Source organism: Bacillus sp. 03113, assembly GCF_006546985.1.
GTDB lineage: Bacteria > Bacillota > Bacilli > Bacillales > Cytobacillaceae > VATK01.
Window position 1 is genome coordinate 91,406 of the sequence record NZ_VATK01000008.1, and the last position, 24,764, is coordinate 116,169.

The following is a 24,764-nucleotide window of genomic DNA, read 5'->3' on the forward strand; positions in this document are numbered from 1 at the left end:
CATAATAAGGAAATAACTATACATAACGAAAGATACATAATCATTGCCCGAATAGAATCATGCATTTGTTGGAAAGTAAATACATTTTTATCAACTGGAGGATCAATGAGTATGCTAAAACCTTTTTCATTTTCAACTCGCTTTCCAAATTTTCCAATTATAGCAGCAAATTTAGTTGAAAATTATAATGACATCATCCCACTTTCTTTCGGCTTCCCTGCACCAGAAACTTTGCCAACCAAGCTTTTATCAGAGGCAACGGATCAAGCCATGCAAACTCAAGGAACTTCCGCACTTTCATACATGGGTGGAACTGGTCCTAAAAAAGTTGTTCAATGGATTAAAGATCGTTCAAAATTAAGATCTATTGACGTAAGCGAAAAAGAGATCATAGTAACAAATGGTTCTATGCAGGCTATTGATTTAGCTACAAGAACGCTTACAGATCCAGGTGATCAAGTTTGGATAGAGGGCCCTTCTTTTTTCGGAGCGATTCGTGTTTTTAATTTAGCAGAAGTCGGGTTAAGATCCTTTCCAATTGATGAACACGGCCTAAGAGTAGATTTAGTGGAACAAGCTCTAATTGAAGCGAAAGCAAATCAAAATCCTCTTCCTAAAATGATCTATGTTATGCCTAATTATCATAATCCTGGTGGAGTCAACCTTTCTTTAGAACGTAGAAAAAAGCTTGCTGAACTCGCTTATGAATATAATTTCTACGTTTTAGAAGATGATGCTTATGTAGAGTTGAATTTCAAACAACATTTCCTTCCATCAATTCATTCGTTTGGTCCTGAACGTGTGATTTATTTAAGTACTTTTTCTAAATTAATTGCACCAGGAATTCGGATGGGCTGGGCAATTGCTAACGAGGAAGTCATTAATAAAATGAGAATTTTAAAAGTTGATGGATCAACAAGTGTATTTGTTCAAGAGGTGGTTCATAACGCATTAGAACAAATTGATCTACCAAAACATATTGATCTTCTAATTTCGTTATATCGTTCTCGTAAGGACGCAATGGTCGCAGCAATTAACGAATACTTCGGAGATGATGTTACATTCATTGAGCCAAATGGTGGATTTTTCTTGTGGCTAACCTTTAATGAGGATGTTAATACGAGTGCATTTTTACAAAAAGCGTTCGAATTGGGTGTTAGTTATTTGGATGGTTATCACTTCTTTTTACAGGAAGAAGGTTTTAATCATATTCGTTTATGCTTTACTTATTGTGACGAAGAGCAAATAAAGAAAGGCATTAAACTACTTGCGACTGCTTATTATGAATATACTAAAAATCAACCTGTTCTTGAAGGAGAAGTTAAATAGTGTCTTTTCAACATCAAATAATATCCGAACCTATTCCAATTCATTTGTTTATTCGATACAAGTTGGCGGATAAATATTTAGATAGGATAAGGGAAATATGTAAGGAAGTAATCATCGAACCATGGACGTATGGGCACCCAGAACCCAAAATCACACATGATCTTACGAAATGTAATGTCGTTTTAACATTAGGGTTACAGGATCCTCTAAACATTATCGACCAAGTACCAAATTTAGAGTGGGTTCAATCGACTAGTGTCGGGCTTGATGCGTTGCTTAATCCTCGTGTTAAAGAGAGTAGTGTATTATTAACCAATACGAAAGGCTGCACTTCAGTTCCCATCGCTGAGCATACGGTTGCCTTAATTTCTTCCTTATCTCGTGGAATTCCGATGATGATTCGAAATCAGCAGCAGCAAAAATGGGAGCTTCCACCTGTAATGGATTTAGAGAAAGCTACTGTTGGAATAGTCGGCTATGGTGAAATAGGAAAAGAAATTGCAAAAAGATGTAAATCATTTGATATGAATATTATCGGATGTAAAAAGCATGTAGGAAAAGGAAAAACAAACGATGACCCAGCAGATGCTATCGTTGGATTAAATCAGATCGATGATGTACTTTCTCAAGCAGATTTTCTCGTTTTAGCTCTTCCTTCGACAGATGAAACCTATCATTTCATAAATAAAGAGCGTTTGGAAAAAATGAAAAAAGGAAGCTTTCTTATCAATGTCGGAAGAGGCAACACGATTGCAGAAGATGATCTTTTATCATCCTTACAAAATGGTCATCTGACTGGTGCTGCATTAGATGTTTTCGATGTTGAACCTTTGCCTAAGGAACATCCGTTTTGGCATCTAGAAAACGTTATTGTTTCTCCACATCACGCTTATTATTCACCTAAAACAATGGATCGTTATATGGATCTTTTTATTGAAAATCTTAAACGATTTAGCGTAGGTGAACCGCTTTTAAATGTAGTCAATAAGGAACTTGGCTATTAATATAAACTTGTACAAAACCTTCCATTTCCTATTGGAAGGTTTTGTACTTTAAAAAGTTCTTAGATTGTATTTGCACGCTGCCCTTGGCTCACTTTTTTTTGAACTGCAAATCGATACTTTTCAATTTTATCTATTTGTGTAACTTGTGAATCATGAACAGTAATTTGAAGTGTACCAAAATCAATATCTTCCAAAGAACTGATTATTTTTTCAATTACCTGTTGATCAATTTTTAATTTTGATGCCATTAAAATATTCCTCCCTTATTAAACTAATTTATTTATTTAACTAGTTAAAGATTAGAAATGTTTTCCCAATATTATAAAAAGCTGTTATTAGCTTAATAAAGATTCGATATCATTTAAAGAAAATTTGGAGGACGAAGATTTTTTCTAGTCATCCTCCGAAATACATTTCGAACCACATTGTTTCAAAGTGAGAAAAGAACTTATTGCCGCTTCTTTTGTTTTTTTCTTTGATTTTGTCCGATAAATTGATTCTCGCTATCACGATTTACCTTATGTTTTCTATACTCTTCCTCAAGCTCTGTTAAGGTCCAATGGATTAATTTATCCTTTTCCTTAAAATAAGCACCAGAATCAACAAGAAAATCCACAATGAACGATTTCCTTTTTTTAATGGCATGTTGAAGCAATTTAGACATATTTACCTCCATATGAAAAAATTTTCCAATAGGCCGTAAAATGATCCTGTCACTTATTATGCTCTAAATTATTCCACTAATTTTTCCCTCCTTACAGATATAAAGTAGATGAAGAAAGGTAAAGATCTCTTTAACTACTAATATCTTAAGCTTGTAGGAATTGGCACAGTGCATATCCGCCTGTTGCCACTAGAGTTTTATAGGGCCAATTTCCTCACCCTCTCCTGAAATGGAATATGAAAATCGAAAAACAATTGATAAATACACTCTATGATGACACGCACAATTAAATGATTACTTATTCAAAAAACACTTTAAGTTCTTTTGGTTTCACAAATACGATATCACCAAGGGATAAATGAAGGTTTAAAAATTGCTCTTTTGTCAACTCGACCTCTATGGACTCTTGAATATCCTTTCTTTTCACTTCAATTCGGACAACAGGACCAATCGCATGTATATGTTGAATAATCGATTCGATAGATGAAGATCCTGAAGACTTTCGTTCGATGATAAAGTTATAAGGTCTGACATACCCAACACCAGCCCCCTGATGCTTTAATTCTGGAACTGCAATCTCTGCATTTCCCGTTTCCAATTTTCCTTTATGAACCCTGCCTTTAAACAGGTTGACACTACCTAGAAAATCATAAACGAATGAATTAGCTGGGCGTTCATAAACCTCAGCCGGTGTACCTATTTGTTCAATTTTCCCTTCATTCATGATCACAACTCGATCAGCAACATCTAACGCTTCTTCTTGATCATGAGTAACAAACACGCTTGTCACTTTAAATTCATCATGTAGTCTTCTTAACCAACGTCGAAGTTCTTTTCTGACCTTTGCATCTAAAGCCCCAAAAGGCTCATCAAGCAGCAGAATATTCGGCTCTACAGCAAGTGCTCTTGCTAACGCTACCCTTTGTCTTTGCCCACCTGATAATTGAGAAGGGTATCGATCATGATAAGATTCCATTTTAACAAGATGAAGTAATTCTGTTACTTTATCGTTGATGTCTTTTTTGCTCGGTCGAATTTTTCGAGGACGAACCTTTAATCCATAGGCAACATTTTCAAAAATGGTCATATGACGAAATAGTGCATAATGCTGAAAAACGAAACCGACATTTCGGTCTTTCACATGAAGATTTGTGAAATTTTGTTGATTGAATAAAATATTGCCATTATCAGTATGTTCAAGTCCGGCTATAATGCGCAGTAAGGAGGTTTTCCCTGAGCCTGAAGGCCCTAATAAGGCAACAAGTTCTCCGCTATTTATATTTAAATTTATATCTTGTAAAGCTTGAAATGATCCGTATCTCTTGGATACATTTTCGATGAGAATACTCAATATGTAAACCTCCTATCTTCCTATTTTTTCAAGTGCCGAAAATCAGCTTTCCATTCAATTAAATTTTTAATTACTAATGTAATGATGGCAAAAATAGACATAATGGATGCAACTGCAAATGCTGCAGAAAATTGATATTCATTGTACAGAATCTCTATATGCAATGGCATTGTGTTTGTTAACCCGCGAATATGTCCAGAAACGACAGAAACTGCACCAAATTCACCAATTGTTCGAGCATTGCTTAGGATAATTCCATATAACAATCCCCATTTGATATTTGGTAATGTAACATACCAAAAAGTTTTAAACCCTCCTGCACCGAGCGTAAAGGATGCTTCTTCCTCCGATGTACCTATATTTTGCATCAACGGAATAAGTTCGCGTGCGATAAATGGGAATGTAACAAATAAAGAAGCTAAGACAATTCCTGGTACTGCAAAAATAATTTTTATTTCATGCTCTTGCAAGAAAGGTCCCAACCATCCATGTAATCCAAATAATAAGACAAAAATTAGTCCAGCAATTACGGGTGATACTGTGAAGGGCAAATCAATTAAAGTAATAAGAAAGTTTTTCCCTCTAAAATCATACTTTGTAATCGCCCATGCAGCGATAATACCAAATAAGGCGTTTATTGGAATGGTAATAAGAACAATCAATAGCGTCAGCTTAATAGCTGATATTGTATCTGGATTTGATATGGCAGCAAAGTAAACCTCTGAACCTTTTTCAAATGCTTTTACAAATATAGCGATCAAAGGAACAATTAAAAATAAAGACAAAAATAATAAAACAACTGAGATAAGGATCCATTGGATGAGCTTCGATTCATTTGTAGCACTCACTTTTAAGAGGTTATTTTTTTTTAGATTTAATAGAGTTTCATTATTCGATTCCAAAAATACACCTCCTATTCCCTAATAAACTTCCTGCTTGACCACCATTGTAAAATATTAATCAAAAACAAGATTAAAAATGTAATGATTAACATAACAGCTGCGACTGCGGTAGCCCCTGCATAATCATATTGTTCTAATTTTGTCATAATAATAAGCGGTGTGATTTCTGTTTTAAATGGCATATTGCCAGCAATAAAAACAACTGATCCATATTCACCAAGAGCACGGGCAAATGAAAGAGCAAATCCCGTTAATAAGGCAGGGACTAATTCAGGTAAAATGATTTTCCTAAACGTTTGTAGCCTGTTCGCACCTAAAGATGCCGATGCTTCTTCAACTTCTTTTTCAATATTCTCTAATACTGGCTGAACCATTCGAACAACAAACGGAAGACCAATAAAAATAAGAGCTATTGTAATACCTAACGATGAAAAAGCGATTCTAAAAGAAAAAAGCTGACCGATCCAGCCATTTGATGCATATAGAGTCGTTAAGGTGATCCCTGCAACTGCCGTGGGCAATGCAAAAGGTAAATCGACTAGACCATCCATCAAACGTTTTCCAGGAAAATGATATCTTGTTAAGACCCATGCGATCAGTACACCAAATACGCCATTAATAATAGCTGCTGTAAAAGCTGTAACAAAACTTAATCGGTATGAGGCTATGACTCTTGGATCTATGATTGTCTTCCAAAAATCCTCAAAACCCATTGACATTGACTTCCAAAAGATCATGGATAGTGGGATCAATACTATGATAGCGAGATATAGTAATGTAAATCCCAACGTAATTCCAAAACCAGGAAATACAGATGTTTTCTTGTTCTTAAGTCCCACATTCATATCCATTTTTTCTCCTTACCTCTTTTTAGAAAGCGCAATAACCCTGTACCAAAGGAGTGCCTTGCGTACACGCTGGGTGCGTAAAACGTCAACCATTATAGATTACAATAATCAGGTGGAGTTCTGTCCCCACCTGATTACTAGATCTTTTTACTCACAGAAAAGATTTACTTTGGTTGATAAATTTGATCGAAGGTTCCACCATCGTTAAAATGTGTTTCCTGCGCTTTTTTCCAACCTCCAAAATCTTTATCTACAGTCACTAAATCTATATTCGGAAATTGATCTTTATATTTCTCTAATACTTCTTTGTTTCTTGGGCGATAGAAATTTTTAGCTGCGATTTCTTGCCCTTTTTCAGTGTACAAGTATTTTAAATACGCTTCTGCTGCTTTTCTTGTACCTTTTTTATCAACAACTTTATCTACCACAGCAACGGGAGGTTCTGCTAATATACTTAACGATGGGTTTACAATTTCAAATTTGTCCTCTCCAAATTCTTTTAAGGTTAAATATGCTTCATTTTCCCAAGCAATTAATACATCTCCGATTCCTCTTTCAACAAAAGTAGTCGTTGAACCCCTTGCCCCAGAATCTAAAACTTCAACATTCTGGTAAAGATTTTTAATAAAGTCCTTTACCTTCGCTTCGTCATTATTATATTTTTTACTAGCAAAGGCCCATGCAGCTAAATAGTTCCATCTTGCTCCACCTGAAGTTTTAGGATTTGGTGTAATAACAGACACGCCTTTTTTCGTTAAATCATCCCAGTCTTTTATTTGCTTCGGATTTCCTTTTTTCACCAAGAATACGATTGTTGATGTATATGGTGTTGAATTGTCCGGTAAGTTTTTTTGCCAATCCGCCGATAAAAGGTTTGCAGCAGTTGAGATTTCATCAATATCATAGGCTAAAGCAAGTGTTACAACATCTGCCTCTAACCCATCAATTACTGCTCTTCCTTGTTTACCAGATCCTCCATGAGATTGTTGAATCGTTACGGTTTGACCAGTCTCTTCTTTCCAGTGCTTAGCAAAATCAGTATTAAACTCTTGATATAACTCCCTTGTTGGATCATAAGAAACATTTAATAGTTCAATAGGTTCTTTATTACTCGATGCAGCTGTGTCTTTGCTTTCTTTTTCTGTTTTCGTATTTGCGCCGCATCCCGCCAAAGCTCCGATAATTAATATAAAACTAATAATAACAATCCATTTCTTCATCACTTTGTATCCTCCTAATTTCTATGTACAAAAAAGGCATATTTACCCCTTCATGTAATAGAGAAAATATGCCTTCAGTTGACTGATTAGCAAATATATGGTTGTGAAATAAATATAGAATGAAATCGCGATTTCGAATTCTTAATGATCTTATTGATATTAAGAATAATCATACTATTCCAAGTTGTCAACTATGTTTTTAAGAATTTATTTCTATTTCTCTAAAAATATACTATGGAGCTGATCTCAAAATTTTGAACACTACCCATTTTTCAGACTATTTAAAAACAAAGATTGCTTTAATAAATATGTTATATTGTTATAATTCACAATAGAGAAAGTAGAGTGTATAGCATGATCAAACTAAGAATAAACAGCCAAAACAAAAAAGAACTTACTGCTTTTATAAAAGAACTGGAACAGAAATGTATGATCAAATATTTGTCAGATCCATATGAAAGCAGCAACAATCCAAAATACAAAAACTCAAAAGAAATTAGGATTTATGCTGATATAGAAATGAAATAGTTCATTTTACTAATTTCTAAAAATATTAAATACAAAGTTGCAAAACGAACGTTTGTTTGGTAAACTGATATTGAGCAATACATAAAATTCAAAGGAGCGTGTTCCATTTATGAAATATCAAGCTACCCCATATCTTACATTTGAAGGGAAAGCAAAAGAAGCTCTAAAATATTATGAAGAAGTATTTGAAGGCGAAGTCCAAGGTATTCAAACATTTGGAGAAGCCGATTTTCCAACACCTCCTGAAGCAGATGATCTTGTGATGCATGCTCAATTCAAAAAAGGCGAGTTATTTTTAATGGTCTCAGACTCTTTTTTAGGCAGCACTGTAACAATCGGCTCAAACGTTTCATTAGCTCTTGAAATGGAAAGCGAAGTAGAAATTCAAAAAATATATGGGGCTTTAAGTAAAAAAGGGACTGTAATCATGGAGCTTCAAGACACTTTTTGGGGTGCAAAATTCGCTAAAGTTAAAGATGCTTTCGGAGTGATCTGGGATTTAAATTACACTAAACCTCAAGAGTAAATATCATCAATCATATAATAAATGAGAGGAGTCCATTTTTAGTGACTCCTTTTTAAGTATATATAGGTCAACCATGTTCAATAGTAAGGACAAACTCTATTGAAAAACCTTCGAAAGCCTCTCTTATAGTCTCCCTAAATAATCCCCTTTTCAGTTATAAACCAATATTTATATGTGAACTAAAATTATGTTTTATTGGTAATCATCATATCTTATTAATTTTGTTCATCATTATGTAATAATCAACTCTTCTGAATGTATGATAACATGATGATATTATTTAAGAAATAATCTATGGAGCTGATATTCGATGAAAACTCAGTCAAAAAAATCGTTTTCTTGCTGGTTACTGATCATTTTGCACTGTTTATTGGGAGTTGGTGCTATTTTGGGTGGCGGAGGCTTAATCATATCCCCTAAAGGAGACCTTCTTCATATGCCTCTCAGTTTGTTACAAAACACTCCTTTTCATTCCTTCCTACTCCCGGGTTTTCTCCTATTTATTTTCCTGGGGATTTTACCTTTAATGGTAGTCATTTACTTAATAACTGAAAAACCATGCAAAACTGCAGAATTATTCAATATTTATAAGGATTTCAAATGGTCCTGGACTTACTCTTTTTATATTGGAGTGATTCTTATTATCTGGATAACCATTGAAGCTTATTTGATCCATTCTTTTGTTTTTGTACATGTTGCGTATATTTTTCTTGGATTATCAATTCAAATTGTGACTCTATTACCTTCCGTTAAACAAAACTATACCTTGAAATAATTTTTTCACATACTAACCGCTGTATGGATTAATCCATACAGCGGTTTTTGATAAATATTAGTTTTGAAGCTTATCACGGAGTACCATTTGCAGAATACCTCCATGGCGATAATAATCTATTTCTACTTCAGAATCAAACCGAACAAGAACTTCAAATTCCGTTTTGTTTCCTTGCTCATCTGTAGCGACCACTTTCAGATAATCACGTGGTTTTACGGTTTCATCAACAAGAACATCAATCGTTTCTTGACCAGTTAATCCAAGGGAATCAGCACTATCTCCCTCTTTAAATTGAAGCGGGAGAACGCCCATTAACACTAGGTTTGATCGATGAATCCTCTCAAAACTTTCAGCAATAACAGTTTTTATTCCTAACAAATTCGTCCCTTTTGCAGCCCAGTCCCGTGAGGAACCCATTCCATAGTCTTTACCAGCTAAAACGATTAGACCCGTTCCATCATGCTTATATTTCATACAGGCATCATAGATCGACATGACTTCTTTTGTTGGCCAATATGTTGTATAGCCGCCCTCAGTACCAGGAGCAATTTGATTTCGGATTCGAATATTGGCGAACGTCCCTCTCATCATCACTTCATGGTTTCCACGACGAGAACCATAGGAGTTAAAATCACGTGGAGCAACTCCATTTTCTTGTAAATATTTTCCGGCAGGCGTATCTTTTCCAATCGCTCCTGCAGGAGAAATATGATCTGTTGTTACAGAATCCCCAAATTTCCCTACAACACGCAAGCCGATAATCGGATTAACATCATCTGGATTTGGTTTCAACCCCTCAAAGAAAGGAGGATTTTGAATATAAGTAGATGTATCGTCAAATGAATATAAAGGCTCATTGCTCGTTTTAATTTCATTCCAACGGGCATTATCATCAAACACATGCTCATATTCTTTTCTAAATAATTCTGGAGTCACCGTTTGCTTTACAACTTCATTGACTTCGGCTGCCTGCGGCCAAATATCTTTAAAGAAAACATCGTTTCCGTTTTTGTCTTTTCCAATCGGATCATTTTGCAGATCAATGTTTACAGTACCTGCTAAGGCATACGCCACGACAAGTGGTGGAGACGCTAAATAGTTCGCTTTTACAAGCGGGTGAATTCGGCCTTCAAAGTTACGGTTCCCTGAAAGCACGGATGTAACAAGCAGGTCATTGTCAGCGATTGATTTTTCAATTTCTTCCTTTAATGGACCAGAATTCCCAATACAAGTTGTACAGCCATATCCAACTAAGTTGAAACCTAGTTTTTCTAGATAAGGCAGTAATCCGGAATCTCGAAGATACCCAGTAACAACCTTTGATCCAGGTGCTAATGAAGTCTTAACAAACTTAGGTACTTCCATTCCAAGGTCAACTGCCTTCTTCGCAACTAAACCTGCTCCAACTAGAACATATGGATTGGAAGTATTTGTACAGCTTGTTATGGCAGCGATAGCAACTGCACCTGTACTCATTTCTACTGTATCACCATTATCAAAAAGAACATTCATTTTTTTATTGATTTCATTTTCTGCTAATCCAAACCCTTGATTTCCTTGAGGTGCGCTTAACGATGTATTAAACGCTTTCTTCATTTTAGAAAGAGGGATTAGATCCTGAGGACGTTTAGGACCCGATAGATTAGCTTCAATTGTACTTAAATCAATTTCTACTACATCTGTATAAATCGGATCTTCGTCCGGATTAAAGAAAAGACCATTTTCTTTACAATACTTTTCAACTACTTGAATTTGAGCTTCTGAACGTCCAGTCAAACGCATATAATCAAGAGATTCAGCATCAACTGGGAAAAATCCACAGGTTGCACCATATTCAGGTGCCATATTTGCAACCGTTGCGCGATCAGCTAAAGGTAATGAGGTAACCCCTGAACCGAAAAATTCCACAAATTTGCCAACTACACCTTTGCTTCTTAGTACTTGTGTTACTTTTAAAGCAAGATCAGTCGCAGTTGATCCGTTTGGTAAATCACCTATTAGCTTTACTCCAACCACTTCTGGAACTGGAAAATAAGATGGCTGCCCAAGCATTCCTGCTTCAGCTTCGATACCACCTACGCCCCATCCGAGAACTCCAATTCCGTTAATCATGGTTGTATGTGAGTCAGTCCCTACTAATGTATCAGGAAATGCTTCATATTCATTAGCTGAAATTTCATTTGTAAGGACAACACCAGCTAAGAATTCTAAGTTTACTTGGTGTACGATTCCTGTAGCGGGTGGAACAGCACGATAATTATCAAATGCCTTTTGTGCCCAGCTTAAAAATTGATAGCGTTCTGCATTTCTTTCAAATTCAAGATCCATATTGGCAAAAAGTGCATCTGATGTTCCATATTTATCAACTTGAACAGAATGATCAATAACAAGATCTACCGGTTTTTCTGGATTAATCTTGTCAGGATCTCCTCCCATATCAGCCATCGCCTTACGAAGAGATGCTAAGTCTACAACAGCAGGTACCCCTGTAAAATCTTGTAGGATTACACGTGAAGGTTTAAACGGAACATCGATTTCCTTAATCTCATCCGTTCCCCATTTTGCCAGATTTTCAACATGTTCTTTAGTAATAACTCTGCCATCAAGCTGACGTAAAACAGATTCAAGTAATACTTTAATGGAATACGGAAGCTTTGATATCTTTCCTATTCCTGCGTCTTCAAGCGCGGATAATTGATAATAGTTATAGTGTTTGCCTTCTATCTCGAAAAATTTTCGAGCATTAAAAACATCATTCATTGCCATATGTAGTCACCCCTTATGTTTTTCATCATATCGCATAAATAGAAGAATTGTCGAAAGGTTTTCATTATTCCCTCTCTTTTTCTACCTCTTTTATCTTAATATAGCTTTTGATATAAGTAAATAACAAGAATGTTATAGTTTCTGATAAGATTTTCTTATGCTATATTTATAAAAGGAATAAAAATCTCTTTGGGATGGCTTCTATTTTATTTCATCTATAAAAGAGAGGGAGTCCCAAAAGTGATTGGAACACTTGATTTGGGGCACCCTCTTAAAGATTGAACTATTCATTTTGATTTATTTCATCTACAATTGGTTTTATATCCTTTTTAAATTTTTCCAACTGCTTGCGTTGATGTTCAGATGCAACTTCATGTGCATTTTCAATTGACTGGTAAGCTTCATTGACTTCTTGTTTTAAATGCTTTAGTTCATGTCCATATGTTCCAGAATTTCGATTTAACTCATAATAAAGTTCTTCAGCATCTTCTTTTGCTTGTTGAGCCGCTTGGAATGCTTGCTGCTTATTTTTGTGATAAGGCATTCTATCCACTCCTCATTCATCTTTTTCACTACCTTTACATTCTCCTTTTTGCAATAAAAATATACAGTATAAATTGCATTGAAATTATTATCCTAATGATTAGGAGGGATGCATAAATGAGCAATCAAGATCATAAGGATTTGGTAAAAAACACACAAAAAGGAAATAATCCTGGTCAGCCTGCTCCATTAAGCGGTTCTAAAAAGGTGAAAAACCAAAATCACACTAGACAAAAGAATCACGCACATCACGATATGTAAAAAGAAAAGCGGAAGCCCCTTGAACAGCCCTGAAGAAAAATGTTCTGCTGGCTCAAAAGAGTTTTTTACTTTTAGAGACAGTAGGTTATTTTTCACAAGGGCTAGGCGCTGAAGCTAGACAATAAAGAAAAACGGATACGCATTCGAAAGCTTATAAAACAGCATCAACAAACATCATGCACCATTAAAGAGGATGACTGAAACCTTGCACTTTGTATAACGTCATCCTCTTACTTAAGTATGATTCAACTCCTACTAAAACTTGATCCTATTCAATAGCTACTCTGTATAAACATTTTTAGTGTTTTTATCCTTCATTTACGCCTACAACTTACTTTCTTAGAAGCATTTTTCTCCTTTTCCAGTTTGTCCTATCACTTTTTAAGATGGAGTGAATATGATAATGAGCAAAATGTAAATTCCATGAATAGCAATAAATAGTTCATTGACTACAGATTTTTTCATTTCATTATTTAATATTGGTACTATTTCCTATTCGACAGGAATTAGGAGGATCCATCATGAAGAAACATAACGGAGAACATCCATGTGATGACTCTGAATTAGAGAAATGGCTGGAAGATTTTTTTCTAAATCCTTTAACTTCGTATTTAGATGAAACTGCCTTTCGAATCGATCTTTTTGAGACTGAAAATGAGATCATCGTTGAAGCATTGCTAACGGACTACAAGCCAACAGGGATCTCAGTTTATCTAGAAAACGATCAAATGTATATTCAAGCTTTTCCATCTAATGATGCAAAAAAAAGGAAAGGTCCTTGTAAAAATAGAACCATTTCTTTTCCATTTCGTGTCATTGAACAGAAAGTATATGCGAAATTTAATAATGGTATTCTTGAAGTATTTGTTTCAAAAGATACCCCCGGAAACAGAAAAAATCGATATGTTATTCTCTCACAATAGATACTCTTTTCGAGAGAGGCGCCACCACACCTCTCTCATTTAAACCATACATCTGCTAAACCTTTAATACCTGATTCAATTTCTTCTAAAGATAATCCACCGAAACCAAGCATGACAAGAGCTCGATTTTTCTCAGCATTTCCTGTCCAATAAGAGCTTGTAGTATATACTTTAATCTTCTTACTCAAACCTTTTTTATAGAGCATATCAAATTCCTTGTTTTTCACTTCCAACAGGATGTGGAGACCTGATTTTTCACCAATAACACGAACTCGATCCCCCATATGTGCAGCAATCGCTTCTAATAAAGTTTGTTGTTTTTGTTGATATAATTTGCGCATTCGACGTATATGCCGTTCAAAATCTCCTTTTTTCATAAAAAGGCTCATGGCTCTTTGAATAATCGGAGAAACTGATTGGTTATATGGTTTAAAGCAAGTGCGATATCTTTCTAGTAAGGCCGTAGGTAATACAATGTAACTGATTCGAGCAGAAGGTAGGAAACATTTTGAAAAGGTTCCTAAATAAATAACTCGATCTTTTGTGTCCATCCCTTTTAAAGAAGGAATAGGAAGACCTTGATATCGAAATTCCCCATCATAATCATCTTCGATAATATAGCCATCTGTTTCATACGCCCACTTCAATAGCTTCCTTCTTTTCTGAATCGACATGATCACTCCGAGAGGAAATTGATGTGATGGTGTTGTATAAACTAGAGCAGCTTTACTTTTTTCAAGATCCTCTAGATTTAATCCATCCAAATCAATAGAAATTGGTGATATATGACATTTATGCTGTTCGAATACAGATAGAACGCCATCATAACCTGGATTTTCCATTCCGACGATACTGTTTGGCAAATCCAGTAATTGAATTAACCAACTGATTGCATTTTGTGTTCCACCTGTAATTAGAATTTGATCAGGATGACAAAAGACACCTCTGGATTGCTGTAAATAATCGGCTATTTGGATTCTTAGCTCATTGTCCCCTTGCTTATCTCCATATAAAAATAATTCATGGTTCAAGCTATCAATCGCTTCACTTATACATTTTCGCCACTTGTTTAATGGAAAGCTCTTATTATCGATATCTCCGTATTGAAAATCTATTGTCACTGGAGGTTTCTTAGTTTTTTCTTCAGAAATTAACGGTTCAGCGGGTTTTATAATTGGCATTTCGTCTAATGGTAATACCCACAACCCACTTTTAGGTCGGCTTTCCACATATCCCTCTGCAATTAACTGATGATATGCTTCTTCTATTGTCGTTTTACTCACTTTTAGATGCATGGCTAATTGTCTAATTGAAGGAAGCTTTGTGCCCTCCTTTAAATGATGAATTTCAATTTCATTTTTAATATATCGATATAGTTGTACATAGAGCGGCTCATTTTTCTTTTTCACTAGAAAAGGTGTTAAGTCCATTTTTTCTCCTAACTGACCTTTTAATAAATTAAATTTCTGTCTATTTTCATTAGGTCACTTTCTTTTTATACTGATTTTATCATAAATATTGGAGGAGAAAGACAATGATGGATGAAATTAGATATAAAAATCGGGAAGTTTTGGATCCAGAAAAAATTTATTCCTTTTTAGAGCAAGCAAAGACAGGTTATTTAGGTTTAGCAGATACGAAGGGACCGTATGTTATACCTCTAAATTTTGTATGGACGAACGGAAACATTTACTTTCATGGGGCTTCTGAAGGAAGAAAAATGGAGATATTAATAGAAAACCCAAGTGCTTGCTTCACGATCAGCGAAGATTACGGCACAATGGCACACCCTATACCAGCACATACAGATACAGCTTATATGAGCACCATGCTTTTTGGAAAAATTGAATTAATTACTGATATAGATGAAGCCGTTTTAGCAATGCAAAAAATGCTAGATAAATATGTTCCTGGATATTATCAGAAGCCTCTGTCAAAATCTCATTTAGAAAAATACCGCTCTTCTTTAGGGAGTAAAACAGCAGTGATGAAACTGATCCCTTCCAAAATCACTGCTAAAGAAAATATTTTAAATAACAATATGCGCTTTTACCCTGGAAGAACCGTTCAGATTGACCTTTAGTGATTTGAAATAAAGTTTAACCGTTTTAAAAAAGTCTGATCTTTTATAATAAAATAGATAATTTAATCTAATAGAGAGGGATATTCAAATGGAAATATATCAAGCTATGATTGAAGATTTAGAAGGAGTATCAAATTTATTTAATTTGTACCGTGTGTTTTATCAACAAACATCAGATTTAGAAGGTGCTAAGACTTACATAAAAAAACGTTTAGAAAGCAATGATTCTGTGATATTTGTTGTTAAAGACAAACAAAAGTACCTAGGATTTACTCAACTTTATCCTACATTTTCATCAATATCTATGAAAAGAGCATGGATATTAAATGACTTATATGTAGATGCAAATGCCAGAAAACAAGGAATAGGAGAAATACTCTTACATAAAGCAAAAGATTTTGCTATTGAAACAGGTGCTAAAAGTATTAGTCTGAGTACAGCACCAGATAATGATTCCGCTCAAAGATTATATGAAAAAAATGGATACATACGGGATTCACAATTTGATCATTATAAATTAAGTTTGATTTAATAACTGTCTTATCCTTTTTATTCAATAAGTTCTGATTATGAACAATTAAGTGGATCTAGGATTGAGCCAGATTTTAATTGAGCCATAAAAGGCGCTTTAATGGAAAAAGGATCACAGAAATGATTAAAAAATCACTTTTATCAACAATATTCTTTAACAAAGCCTTTTTATAAAAGTATGATTCACATGATATATTAAGAGCGTGTTTTGATCAATCTTTTTAAAACACGCTCTTTCCTTTTGTTATTTATTAAAGTTTTTAGGGTCAATTTGATCAAACTTTATTCTAAAGCACACCTTTAACGTTTTATAATAAATTTGGAAATTAGGAAAATGAGCTTTCACTTTCATATAAAAATCTAGTATGATGAGATAATGGATGATTTTTTGAAGAAGTGAGGACTAATTATGAGTTTATTAAATGTAGAAAAATTAAGCCATACTTTTGGCGATCGTACATTATTTAAAGATGTATCATTTCGTCTATTGGCTGAGGATCATGTTGGCTTAGTCGGTGCTAACGGAGTAGGAAAATCCACCTTAATGAACATGATCACAGGTCAATTGATTCATGATACTGGAAAAATTGAATGGATTCCAAACGTTCATTACGGTTATCTTGACCAACACACCGTATTAACTCCTGGAAAATCCATTCGTGATGCTTTAAAGGATGCTTTTCAGCATTTATATAGCGAAGAAGAAAAACTGAACGAAGTAACCGCAAAAATGGGAGAAGCAACTCCTGAAGAGCTTGAAGCTTTACTTGAAGAAATGGGTGAAATTCAAGACCGATTAGATGCAGGTGGATTTTACTCACTTGATCTAAAAATTGAAGAAGCCGCTAGAGGGTTAGGGTTGGATGCGATTGGTTTAGACCGAGACGTTTCAGCACTAAGTGGTGGACAAAGGACCAAGGTTTTACTGGCTAAGCTTCTTTTAGAGAAGCCGCAGGTTCTTCTTCTTGATGAACCGACAAACTACCTAGATGTGGAGCATATCCGCTGGCTGACCTCTTATTTAAAAGAGTATCCATATGCTTTCATTTTGATTTCGCATGATACCGAATTTATGAATCAAGTATCTAATGTTATTTTCCATTTGGAATTTTCAAAGCTGACTCGCTATACAGCTAGCTACGAAAAATTCATTGAGCTTGCTGAAATCAATAAGAATCAGCATATACAAGCATACGAAAAACAAAAAGAATTTATCAAAAAACAAGAAGATTTCATTGCGAAAAACAAAGCTCGATATTCAACCACTGGTCGGGCAAAAAGCCGACAAAAGCAGCTTGACCGAATGGAAAGAATTGATCGACCAGAAACAGCTTTAAAGCCAACCTTTGACTTTAAAGAATCAAGAGCAAGCAGTCGATATGTATTTGAAGGAACTGATTTTGAAATTGGGTACGCTCATGCACTTTTACCAAAAATGTCTGTCACGATTGAACGTGGAGACAAAATTGCGATTGTCGGATGCAATGGGGTTGGGAAATCCACTCTTCTAAAAACGATGCTAGGTAAAATCCCGCCTATAAGTGGAAAGGTTGAAAAAGGAGATTACCTGTTTCCTTCTTACTTTGAACAGGAAGTTAAAGCACCTAACTTGACACCAATTGATGATGTTTGGAATGAGTTTTCTCATATGGAGCAATCACAGGTACGGGCAGCTCTCGCACGATGCGGCTTAAAAAACGAACATATTTCGCGACCTTTAAATCAATTAAGCGGAGGAGAACAAGCGAAAGTACGTTTATGCAAACTGCTAATGAACGAAAGCAATTGGATCTTATTCGATGAGCCAACCAATCACCTTGATATTGTAGCGAAAGAAGAATTAAAACGAGCTTTAAAAGCTTATAAAGGTACGATTGTATTAGTTTGTCACGAGCCTGACTTTTATGAAGATTGGGTTACAAAAGTCTGGAATGTGGAAGAATGGGCAAACACAAATGAAGTAAGATAAGATTTACATGATAAATTTCTAACAATTATTAAAACCCAAAAATCCATGTTTTACAAGGATTTTTGGGTTTTAACTATTTCCAGCGACTAAACCTCAGTTTCCAATTTTTAACCCATACAGATAGAAAAACAGTTTCACCTTTTGATGTCTTTTGTTTATGCCATTCGTTGTAGCTTGCCACCGTTATCAAAATTGAACCTGAAATTAATAGATATACCCACCAAGGTAAATGGCCCCAATATGGTCTAGTTTGTAAAAACACATTCAGTAATAAAACACCAGATCCAATAAAAAAGTACGATTTTTTTTGAAGGAACCATCCAATTAATATTGAAATCAATGATAAAGTTCCGAGAATAATAGCGTCATAGATGGTTGAATTTTCCAGACCATCTTGGATAAGCAAGAGTGAAACGATCACCAAAATCGCCCATTCGATGCGACTTGTTATTTTAACATAGCGTTCTTTCAAAATAATGCGACAAAATATCACAGCCCCTATCAATGGCAGCACCCATACTTCTCTTTCGATTAAGCGAGGGATAGAAAATTCCTTCATGACTGAATAATAAGGTTCCAGTAAATAAAGCCCTGAAAGAAGGATTGGCACCCAAGAGTAGTTAGGATGAATTCTCTTTTTTTGAAGCCAGATAGTCAATGAAATTAATAGTCCAGGAAGGACTGATTGCCAAATAAATTCTTCGTTCACCACGTACAATGAAATAAAAAACAATAGTGCCGGCACTTGATAGAAATCTACATGATTTTTTGAATACAGCCCACGATAAAAAAATAGTCCAATGAAAAGCAATATGACTCCGAAAATACTCATTATCAAAAAACGATTTATTGTATCCATGGCATTCATCTGCATGAATTGAAGCGTACTGACCCACAACATGAGTAAAGGTACAATGGTTAAGAGCTCTTTTTTTGTAAGATGAAGTATAAGTAAAGTTAACCCAATTAAAAGAATGATGGATGCAAATAGTAAGAAATTAAATGGATAAGTAGTCATAAAAGCGAAAATACCGTAAATAGAAAATAAAATCAAAAACCATTCCGTTCTACGTTTATAGTAGCTCGAAGACAGAGTCCAAAATAGGAAAATAAATAAACTTGTTAACAAATAACTAAAGAAGAGATACCTATTTTCGAAAAACAAATCGATTACAGTAACAAATATCATCCATAAAGATAAAAAGGATCCATATAAAAACAGGTATTTCTGCCATTCCTTTTTGACCATTGCTATACTGACACCATATACACTAAGTGAAATGAAAAAACTTCCGAACGATTTTTCCCCATTCAACACAAAAGTAAGCAATAGGCTAATAGGGAAATAAAGATGCCCTACCCACATATACCCGTTCGCTAATATAGGATATCTCTTATATAGACGGTATACAATAAGAAAAAGCAGAATACCTCCAAATGTAAAATAATAGCGAGTCCAAAACGGTGGAATCGTAAACGTCTTTTCCAAGGCGATCAATATTGTAAAATAACAAATTAATGACGTAAGAGAGATTCCATATGTCACCCATTTTGCCTTAACTGACTTATAAAGGTACAGATACATCACAACTCCGCCTAATATAATAAGAGGTCTCAGCCATTCATTTATATGAATGAAGAGTGCGGTCAACATACTTAATGTATAAAAACCTTGAGCAATATAAAAGCTATTGCAAAGCAAAATTGCATGTTTTTTTCTCCAAATAAGCAAGGTAAACAACAAAATGATACTGGCTAAAGCTAACGTCACAGGAAGGTTCATTTCATTTCCATAGAAAGGAACGAGTTGCTCCAACTTCAGTCCAAATGTAACGATAGAAAAACCGAAAGATAAAGGAATAATCCACGGAATTAGACGCACAAATAGAACCCTCTTCTCTACCTCAGTAGTTAAAATAAGCCCTACTCCAAAGAAAAGAAGCATAATTCCAAGCTCAGTCCATTTAAAAAATAACAGGGACATGATCATCGGAAGAGTCATAATACTCCAGCCTACATCCCTGCTACTTTGCTTCATTACTTGAATAATTGATACTTTAACTACACAACCGGATACGAAAAGGACAAGTCCAATGAAGAATAAAGGTAATAACCAGCTTTCAAATGATAAAAGCAAATTAAACCATTTTTCCATTTCGTATAAGAAAAAAGCTGTATAAACAGAGCCAAGATAAGGCAATATCCACCCTTTCATCCTGTTTGACAAATAGATAAAATGAGCTGCCATAATCAAATAGGCAAATAAAAGGGCAAATGAAGGGACATGAACAGCAGCTAATAAACGTTCTATAGTGATATAAAGGAACCCCAAGATCGAAACCGAAGTACTTGTGTAACGAAATATTTTTTCCCAGTACATTCGATCTGAAAAACCTCTTGGTATGGTTAGAAAAAACACACCCGCCAAAGCATATATAACAGGACTTATATTTTGTAAAATCGAAAACTCAGCAAGCTGATAGACTCCATATATAAACAGGACTGTAAACATATAATGGTATTCTTTTTTTCCACTAACAAAAATCATCGATAAAAAAATAAAGGCTGTTAGAATAAGATTCATCCCATGAATAGTTTCAGTATCATAAAAAATGAGCATGAGAATTGTTGTAAGTATAAGCGTACTCTGAACAAAAGGAATTAACTCTTTCGTAACTGAAGTAGCAACTAATTTTTTCTTTAAGTAATGTATACTCATTGACAAAATTGCTATATAGATAACCATTCCTAAGAAAAAAGCATCTTTAGATAAGTGGAATGATACTAAAGAAAAACCTACTCCTACACTAGTGGCAATGAACGAAAACCATAAAAATAACCGAGAGGACATTTTTTGTGAAAAGAAAAAGTAAATAGGTGTTAGCAAAAAGCTCCCTGCTGCTCCTAAAATAAATTTACCTTCTCCGGTAAAAGAAAAATAAGAGCCGAGTAGTTTAAACCAACTAATCGATAATACAAAAATTGGTAAAAACAGATTTCCTAGTACGACAAACGCAAAGGCTGTCTTATTAATTTTAAGAATAGATTTTGAAAGATAACCTAATCCATAGAATAAGAGCGAGACAAGTGCTATGAACCCCGCTTTCATCCAACCCTCCATCTGATTCCAATTACTAGTTGCTACAAACAGACCACTAATTAACAGCAAAATAACCCCTAAATAAAGTGAAAATGAAATATTTCTCTCTCTAATTTCTTCTGGAGAACGCTCCTTCCTTCTTCTTTCAACTTTTTTCGTTAATTTAGGAAGGTTCTCCTTTTCATTTTTTTCTATCTGCTTGATTACTTTTTCCAGTACAGGTGCAGGTAAATAATATTGATCATGAGCATGATCAACCAATTCGAACACTTCTGATGAAATATAGTTTTCATTTTTTAGAACCAAGAGTTCTTCTTTAAAAATTCTCTTTCTTTCCTTCACTATAGAATCCATTTTTACCCCCCTTTTTCATATGAACAAAAGCTTGTTGTTAAATTGGGTATTATTACAAGTGTAATTTTACACTTTCGAGGTTGTTCTATCAACCTATTAAAAGATTTTTTTGGTAAAATATATAAAGAAGGTAAAATTTTTACCGTTTATTAATACATAACCATATGGGAGGCTAATGTTTTGGATCTATCCATTATTGATTATTTGCAAACAAATCGGACAAATCACTTAGAAGAATTATTTGACTTTTTATCTTTACCAAGTATCAGTGCCTTACCTGATCATACGGAAGATATTCAAAAGACAGCAGCTTGGTTAGCTGGTGCACTAACGAGGATAGGCATGGAAAATGTAAAAATATTTGAAACAAATGGTCACCCCATTGTTTATGGTGATTGGTTAAAAGCGGAAGGAAAGCCTACTGTACTGATTTACGGTCATTATGATGTTCAGCCTATTGATCCGATTGAACTGTGGGATAGCCCTCCATTTGAAGCAGAAATTAGAGAAGAAAAGCTATTTGCTCGAGGTGCCAGTGATGATAAAGGTCAAACCTTTATGCATTTGAAAGCAATTGAAGCCATTTTACAATCAACTGGCACTCTTCCAATCAATATTAAATTTTGTATCGAGGGTGAAGAAGAAATAGGAAGTCCAAATCTACCCGTCTTTGTTGAAGAAAATAAAGAACTATTACAAGCAGATGTAGTCGTCATTTCAGACACAGGTATGATCGAAAAAGGGAAACCAACGATATGCTACGGCTTAAGAGGATTATGCGGCTTGCAGATTGATGTAAAAAGTGCGAAAGGTGATCTGCATTCTGGCCTTTTTGGGGGTGCTGTACAAAATTCGATTCACGCATTAGTGCAAATCCTTCATTCTTTTAGAGATGAGCAAGGTGTCGTTCAGGTGGAAGGCTTTTACGATCAAGTTCAACCTTTAACCGAAGAAGAAAAACAAGCATATGAGGCATTACAGCTATCTGATGATCTTTTCATTAAACAGGCGGGAGTTACTGAACTTTTTGGTGAAAAAGGCTATACGACATTAGAAAGAATGTGGGTTCGACCAACACTTGAAATTAATGGTATCTTTGGAGGATTTCAAGGTGAAGGCGTCAAAACTGTCATTCCTGCGAAAACTTCTGCCAAAATTACTTGTCGCTTAGTACCTGATCAAGATCCAGAAGAAATAGCAAAGCTTTTGATTGATCATATCGAAAAGAACAAGCCTCAAGGAGTAGAAGTATCCGTTACAATGTTCGATAAAGGTGCTCCTTATGTAACACCTTATGATCATCCAGCCATTCAGGCAGCGGGAAAAGCTTATGAAAAAGTATATAAGGTTCCTACATCTTATACACGTGGCGGCGGCTCCATTCCAATTGTTGCTGCATTTGATCAGCTTTTAAAGCTCCCTATTGTGTTAATGGGATTTGGGCTCCCTGATGAGAATTTCCATGCCCCAAACGAGCATTTCCATTTGGAGAATTTCGACAAAGGCTTGCAAACAATATGCCATTATTGGTACGAACTAGCTAAGTAAAAACCGTAGATTATCAATCTTGTTTAGTCACTAGGAAGAAGGTATACATAAGCCTTCTTCCTAAATTTCCTACTGATCATTATATGTACGAATGGAAAAAGGGGCTTCCAAAAGTCGATTTTTCGACTTTTGGAAGCCCCTTTTCCTATTTGAGAATGTTGGTATATCATCTTTCTCGAATATGGAATTTTATCGGATTTGTCCTTTTCGGACAGCCCCTTTTTTACATTTCATCTTTATGTTTGTGGCCTTACTGATAAAAAGTTCGCAGCTTTTTTAAAGCCAACTTTAATCCGAATGAATGATAAGAATGCAACGAATTCTTCTGTAAATATAATGCAAACATTAAAAAGAAAATGGCACTTGTTAATCTTAAGATCGTTGAAACATTCATCGCTATATTCATGTTCGTCATTTCTAAAAGATAGACACCAAATTGCGGTGCGATAAATGCAATCAAAGCGAGTAGTACATTATAGTTTGCTATGTACGCACTTCTATTTTCCTCATTTGATACCTCTAAGAGCTGGTTAAAAAGAATCAATATTGTTCCAGAAACAAAAAAACCGGTGAATCCATTTACGAAAATTAAATAGACAAGATTTTTTGATAGCACAGTTAACATCGGAGCTGTCGCCATTCCAATTGCTACAAGAATAAGCATTTTCGCGTGTCCATACTTATCTGCCATTCTTCCCCACCATTTAAAACTGATCACTTGTGAAATTTGATTTGCTACAACAAATAAGCTAATCCAAAGACCGGTTGCCTCTGCATATTTTATTTGATAAATATTAAATAAAGGCCAAGCCATTTGCCAGCCAAAATTAAAGAATAAGCTGCACAAAACAAAATATAAATAAGGCTTTTGCTTAAAAACAAATAAACCAAGTGTTAATTTTTTCTGTTCGCTTTGTTTTATTTTTTTTTGCTCAATATGTTTTTTCAAATAGTAAATTTCCGCTATTCCAAATAAAAAAGCGAATAAATAAAGTACTTGATAAGGCAATGAATTCGACTTATCAAACATTTGCAGTAGAATTCCCATAATAAACGTTGAAATCATTCCTACTAAAGTAAGAATTCTATTTCTCTCACTAAAAAAACGACTTCTTTGTTTCTCAGGTATTAAGTCTGAAATAAATGCCTGCCAGCTTAGATTTGCAAATGAACCCGGCAAATTCATAAGTCCAATTAATATAACAAATACCCACCCACGTATGCTTTCTGGCAAATAAACGACAAACACCATCGCTAACAGAAAAAGTCGTGCAGCTAGAAAAGAATAAATGGTAAACGTCTTTTTTGTTTCCAATCTACTAACAATGATAGATCCAATGAACATTGCAAACATACCAATAAATTGAGGAAGTGAGTTGATCAATCCTATTTGATAATTAGTCGCTCCAAGAACAATAATTGCAAACAGTGAAAAATAATTATTACTAATGTTTAAGATCATGGTTGTGAAAATACCATTTTTTATACTATATGTTTCATTTAAACTATTCAATTGTAAATTGCTTTTCATTTTATGCC

22 protein-coding genes are annotated in these 24,764 nt (G+C 34.7%); 11 read left to right on the top strand and 11 right to left on the bottom strand.

All coding sequences use genetic code 11. The annotated features are described in order from the left end of the window. Positions 1-105: 105 nt before the first annotated feature. Both FDO66_RS09230 and FDO66_RS09235 read left to right on the top strand, forming a co-directional pair. Entirely contained in the window at positions 106-1,329 is a 1,224-nt protein-coding gene (locus FDO66_RS09230; RefSeq protein WP_141432359.1) for an aminotransferase-like domain-containing protein, read from the top strand. Continuing rightward, complete coding sequence (locus tag FDO66_RS09235; protein ID WP_258535678.1) at positions 1,329-2,333, top strand: D-2-hydroxyacid dehydrogenase; 1,005 nt, start codon at positions 1,329-1,331, stop codon at positions 2,331-2,333. Before FDO66_RS09230 ends, FDO66_RS09235 begins: the two co-directional genes overlap by 1 nt. A gap of 59 nt (positions 2,334-2,392) precedes the next feature. Here the strand turns inward: FDO66_RS09235 and FDO66_RS09240 are convergent, their stop codons facing one another. From FDO66_RS09240 to FDO66_RS09265, 6 genes are all read right to left on the bottom strand, one after another. Further along, positions 2,393-2,581, bottom strand: a complete 189-nt coding sequence (locus tag FDO66_RS09240) for a YezD family protein (RefSeq protein WP_141432360.1) — start codon at positions 2,579-2,581, stop codon at positions 2,393-2,395. A gap of 200 nt (positions 2,582-2,781) precedes the next feature. After that, on the bottom strand, positions 2,782-2,997 hold the full coding sequence (fbpA, locus tag FDO66_RS09245; RefSeq protein ID WP_181444509.1) for a Fur-regulated basic protein FbpA: 216 nt from the start codon (positions 2,995-2,997) through the stop codon (positions 2,782-2,784). A gap of 298 nt (positions 2,998-3,295) precedes the next feature. Next, entirely contained in the window at positions 3,296-4,348 is a 1,053-nt protein-coding gene (locus tag FDO66_RS09250) for a sulfate/molybdate ABC transporter ATP-binding protein (RefSeq protein WP_141432362.1), read from the bottom strand. 20 nt (positions 4,349-4,368) lie between these two features. Further along, the gene (gene cysW, locus FDO66_RS09255; protein WP_141432480.1) at positions 4,369-5,196 is read right to left on the bottom strand and encodes a sulfate ABC transporter permease subunit CysW; all 828 of its coding nucleotides are present in this window, start codon (positions 5,194-5,196) and stop codon (positions 4,369-4,371) included. 65 nt (positions 5,197-5,261) lie between these two features. Then, entirely contained in the window at positions 5,262-6,095 is an 834-nt protein-coding gene (gene cysT, locus FDO66_RS09260) for a sulfate ABC transporter permease subunit CysT (RefSeq protein WP_141432481.1), read from the bottom strand. A gap of 167 nt (positions 6,096-6,262) precedes the next feature. After that, the gene (locus tag FDO66_RS09265; protein WP_141432482.1) at positions 6,263-7,318 is read right to left on the bottom strand and encodes a sulfate ABC transporter substrate-binding protein; all 1,056 of its coding nucleotides are present in this window, start codon (positions 7,316-7,318) and stop codon (positions 6,263-6,265) included. 354 nt (positions 7,319-7,672) lie between these two features. Here FDO66_RS09265 and FDO66_RS09270 point away from each other — a divergent pair, with 354 nt between their 5' ends. The 3 genes from FDO66_RS09270 (at position 7,673) to FDO66_RS09280 (ending at position 9,147) form a co-directional block, all read left to right on the top strand. After that, positions 7,673-7,846 (top strand): YvzF family protein, encoded by a 174-nt coding sequence (locus FDO66_RS09270; protein ID WP_258535679.1) that lies wholly within the window; start codon positions 7,673-7,675, stop codon positions 7,844-7,846. A gap of 109 nt (positions 7,847-7,955) precedes the next feature. Further along, positions 7,956-8,372, top strand: a complete 417-nt coding sequence (locus FDO66_RS09275) for a VOC family protein (RefSeq protein WP_141432363.1) — start codon at positions 7,956-7,958, stop codon at positions 8,370-8,372. Positions 8,373-8,682: 310 nt separating this feature from the next. Next, on the top strand, positions 8,683-9,147 hold the full coding sequence (locus FDO66_RS09280; protein WP_141432364.1) for a hypothetical protein: 465 nt from the start codon (positions 8,683-8,685) through the stop codon (positions 9,145-9,147). Between the two features lie 57 nt (positions 9,148-9,204). Here FDO66_RS09280 and acnA read toward each other — a convergent pair whose 3' ends face one another. Then, the gene (gene acnA / locus FDO66_RS09285) at positions 9,205-11,913 is read right to left on the bottom strand and encodes an aconitate hydratase AcnA (RefSeq protein ID WP_141432365.1); all 2,709 of its coding nucleotides are present in this window, start codon (positions 11,911-11,913) and stop codon (positions 9,205-9,207) included. A 283-nt stretch (positions 11,914-12,196) separates the two neighbouring features. After that, on the bottom strand, positions 12,197-12,457 hold the full coding sequence (locus FDO66_RS09290) for a hypothetical protein (protein WP_141432366.1): 261 nt from the start codon (positions 12,455-12,457) through the stop codon (positions 12,197-12,199). Between the two features lie 116 nt (positions 12,458-12,573). Here FDO66_RS09290 and FDO66_RS09295 point away from each other — a divergent pair, with 116 nt between their 5' ends. Both FDO66_RS09295 and FDO66_RS09300 read left to right on the top strand, forming a co-directional pair. Then, positions 12,574-12,717, top strand: a complete 144-nt coding sequence (locus tag FDO66_RS09295) for a small acid-soluble spore protein P (protein WP_141432367.1) — start codon at positions 12,574-12,576, stop codon at positions 12,715-12,717. A 521-nt stretch (positions 12,718-13,238) separates the two neighbouring features. After that, positions 13,239-13,640 (top strand): Hsp20/alpha crystallin family protein, encoded by a 402-nt coding sequence (locus tag FDO66_RS09300; protein ID WP_141432368.1) that lies wholly within the window; start codon positions 13,239-13,241, stop codon positions 13,638-13,640. A gap of 35 nt (positions 13,641-13,675) precedes the next feature. Here the strand turns inward: FDO66_RS09300 and pdxR are convergent, their stop codons facing one another. Further along, positions 13,676-15,049, bottom strand: coding sequence for a MocR-like pyridoxine biosynthesis transcription factor PdxR (gene pdxR, locus FDO66_RS09305; protein ID WP_258535680.1), 1,374 nt, complete (start codon positions 15,047-15,049; stop codon positions 13,676-13,678). Between the two features lie 128 nt (positions 15,050-15,177). Here pdxR and FDO66_RS09310 point away from each other — a divergent pair, with 128 nt between their 5' ends. The 3 genes from FDO66_RS09310 (at position 15,178) to FDO66_RS09320 (ending at position 18,223) form a co-directional block, all read left to right on the top strand. Then, positions 15,178-15,723, top strand: a complete 546-nt coding sequence (locus tag FDO66_RS09310) for a pyridoxamine 5'-phosphate oxidase family protein (protein WP_141432484.1) — start codon at positions 15,178-15,180, stop codon at positions 15,721-15,723. Positions 15,724-15,811: 88 nt separating this feature from the next. Further along, entirely contained in the window at positions 15,812-16,255 is a 444-nt protein-coding gene (locus FDO66_RS09315; protein WP_141432370.1) for a GNAT family N-acetyltransferase, read from the top strand. Positions 16,256-16,663: 408 nt separating this feature from the next. Further along, positions 16,664-18,223, top strand: a complete 1,560-nt coding sequence (locus FDO66_RS09320; protein ID WP_141432371.1) for an ABC-F family ATP-binding cassette domain-containing protein — start codon at positions 16,664-16,666, stop codon at positions 18,221-18,223. Between the two features lie 73 nt (positions 18,224-18,296). On the opposite strand, the gene FDO66_RS09325 is transcribed toward FDO66_RS09320, so the two are convergent. Then, positions 18,297-21,677, bottom strand: coding sequence for a hypothetical protein (locus tag FDO66_RS09325; protein ID WP_141432372.1), 3,381 nt, complete (start codon positions 21,675-21,677; stop codon positions 18,297-18,299). 180 nt (positions 21,678-21,857) lie between these two features. Between FDO66_RS09325 and FDO66_RS09330 the strand changes: the two genes are divergently transcribed. Further along, positions 21,858-23,225 (top strand): dipeptidase, encoded by a 1,368-nt coding sequence (locus FDO66_RS09330; protein WP_141432373.1) that lies wholly within the window; start codon positions 21,858-21,860, stop codon positions 23,223-23,225. 250 nt (positions 23,226-23,475) lie between these two features. On the opposite strand, the gene FDO66_RS09335 is transcribed toward FDO66_RS09330, so the two are convergent. Beyond that, the gene (locus FDO66_RS09335; protein WP_141432374.1) at positions 23,476-24,756 is read right to left on the bottom strand and encodes an MFS transporter; all 1,281 of its coding nucleotides are present in this window, start codon (positions 24,754-24,756) and stop codon (positions 23,476-23,478) included. Between the last annotated feature and the right edge of the window lie 8 nt (positions 24,757-24,764).

Coding starts and splice junctions, on each gene's coding strand:
- FDO66_RS09315 (WP_141432370.1), top strand. CDS start 15,812: ATGGAAATATATCAAGCTATGATTGAAGATTTAGAAGGAGTATCAAAT.
- FDO66_RS09320 (WP_141432371.1), top strand. CDS start 16,664: ATGAGTTTATTAAATGTAGAAAAATTAAGCCATACTTTTGGCGATCGT.
- fbpA (WP_181444509.1), bottom strand. CDS start 2,997: ATGTCTAAATTGCTTCAACATGCCATTAAAAAAAGGAAATCGTTCATT.
- FDO66_RS09290 (WP_141432366.1), bottom strand. CDS start 12,457: ATGCCTTATCACAAAAATAAGCAGCAAGCATTCCAAGCGGCTCAACAA.
- FDO66_RS09300 (WP_141432368.1), top strand. CDS start 13,239: ATGAAGAAACATAACGGAGAACATCCATGTGATGACTCTGAATTAGAG.
- FDO66_RS09310 (WP_141432484.1), top strand. CDS start 15,178: ATGGATGAAATTAGATATAAAAATCGGGAAGTTTTGGATCCAGAAAAA.
- FDO66_RS09325 (WP_141432372.1), bottom strand. CDS start 21,677: ATGGATTCTATAGTGAAGGAAAGAAAGAGAATTTTTAAAGAAGAACTC.
- acnA (WP_141432365.1), bottom strand. CDS start 11,913: ATGGCAATGAATGATGTTTTTAATGCTCGAAAATTTTTCGAGATAGAA.
- FDO66_RS09295 (WP_141432367.1), top strand. CDS start 12,574: ATGAGCAATCAAGATCATAAGGATTTGGTAAAAAACACACAAAAAGGA.
- FDO66_RS09265 (WP_141432482.1), bottom strand. CDS start 7,318: ATGAAGAAATGGATTGTTATTATTAGTTTTATATTAATTATCGGAGCT.
- FDO66_RS09270 (WP_258535679.1), top strand. CDS start 7,673: ATGATCAAACTAAGAATAAACAGCCAAAACAAAAAAGAACTTACTGCT.
- cysT (WP_141432481.1), bottom strand. CDS start 6,095: ATGAATGTGGGACTTAAGAACAAGAAAACATCTGTATTTCCTGGTTTT.
- FDO66_RS09230 (WP_141432359.1), top strand. CDS start 106: ATGAGTATGCTAAAACCTTTTTCATTTTCAACTCGCTTTCCAAATTTT.
- FDO66_RS09335 (WP_141432374.1), bottom strand. CDS start 24,756: ATGAAAAGCAATTTACAATTGAATAGTTTAAATGAAACATATAGTATA.
- FDO66_RS09275 (WP_141432363.1), top strand. CDS start 7,956: ATGAAATATCAAGCTACCCCATATCTTACATTTGAAGGGAAAGCAAAA.
- FDO66_RS09240 (WP_141432360.1), bottom strand. CDS start 2,581: ATGGCATCAAAATTAAAAATTGATCAACAGGTAATTGAAAAAATAATC.
- FDO66_RS09280 (WP_141432364.1), top strand. CDS start 8,683: ATGAAAACTCAGTCAAAAAAATCGTTTTCTTGCTGGTTACTGATCATT.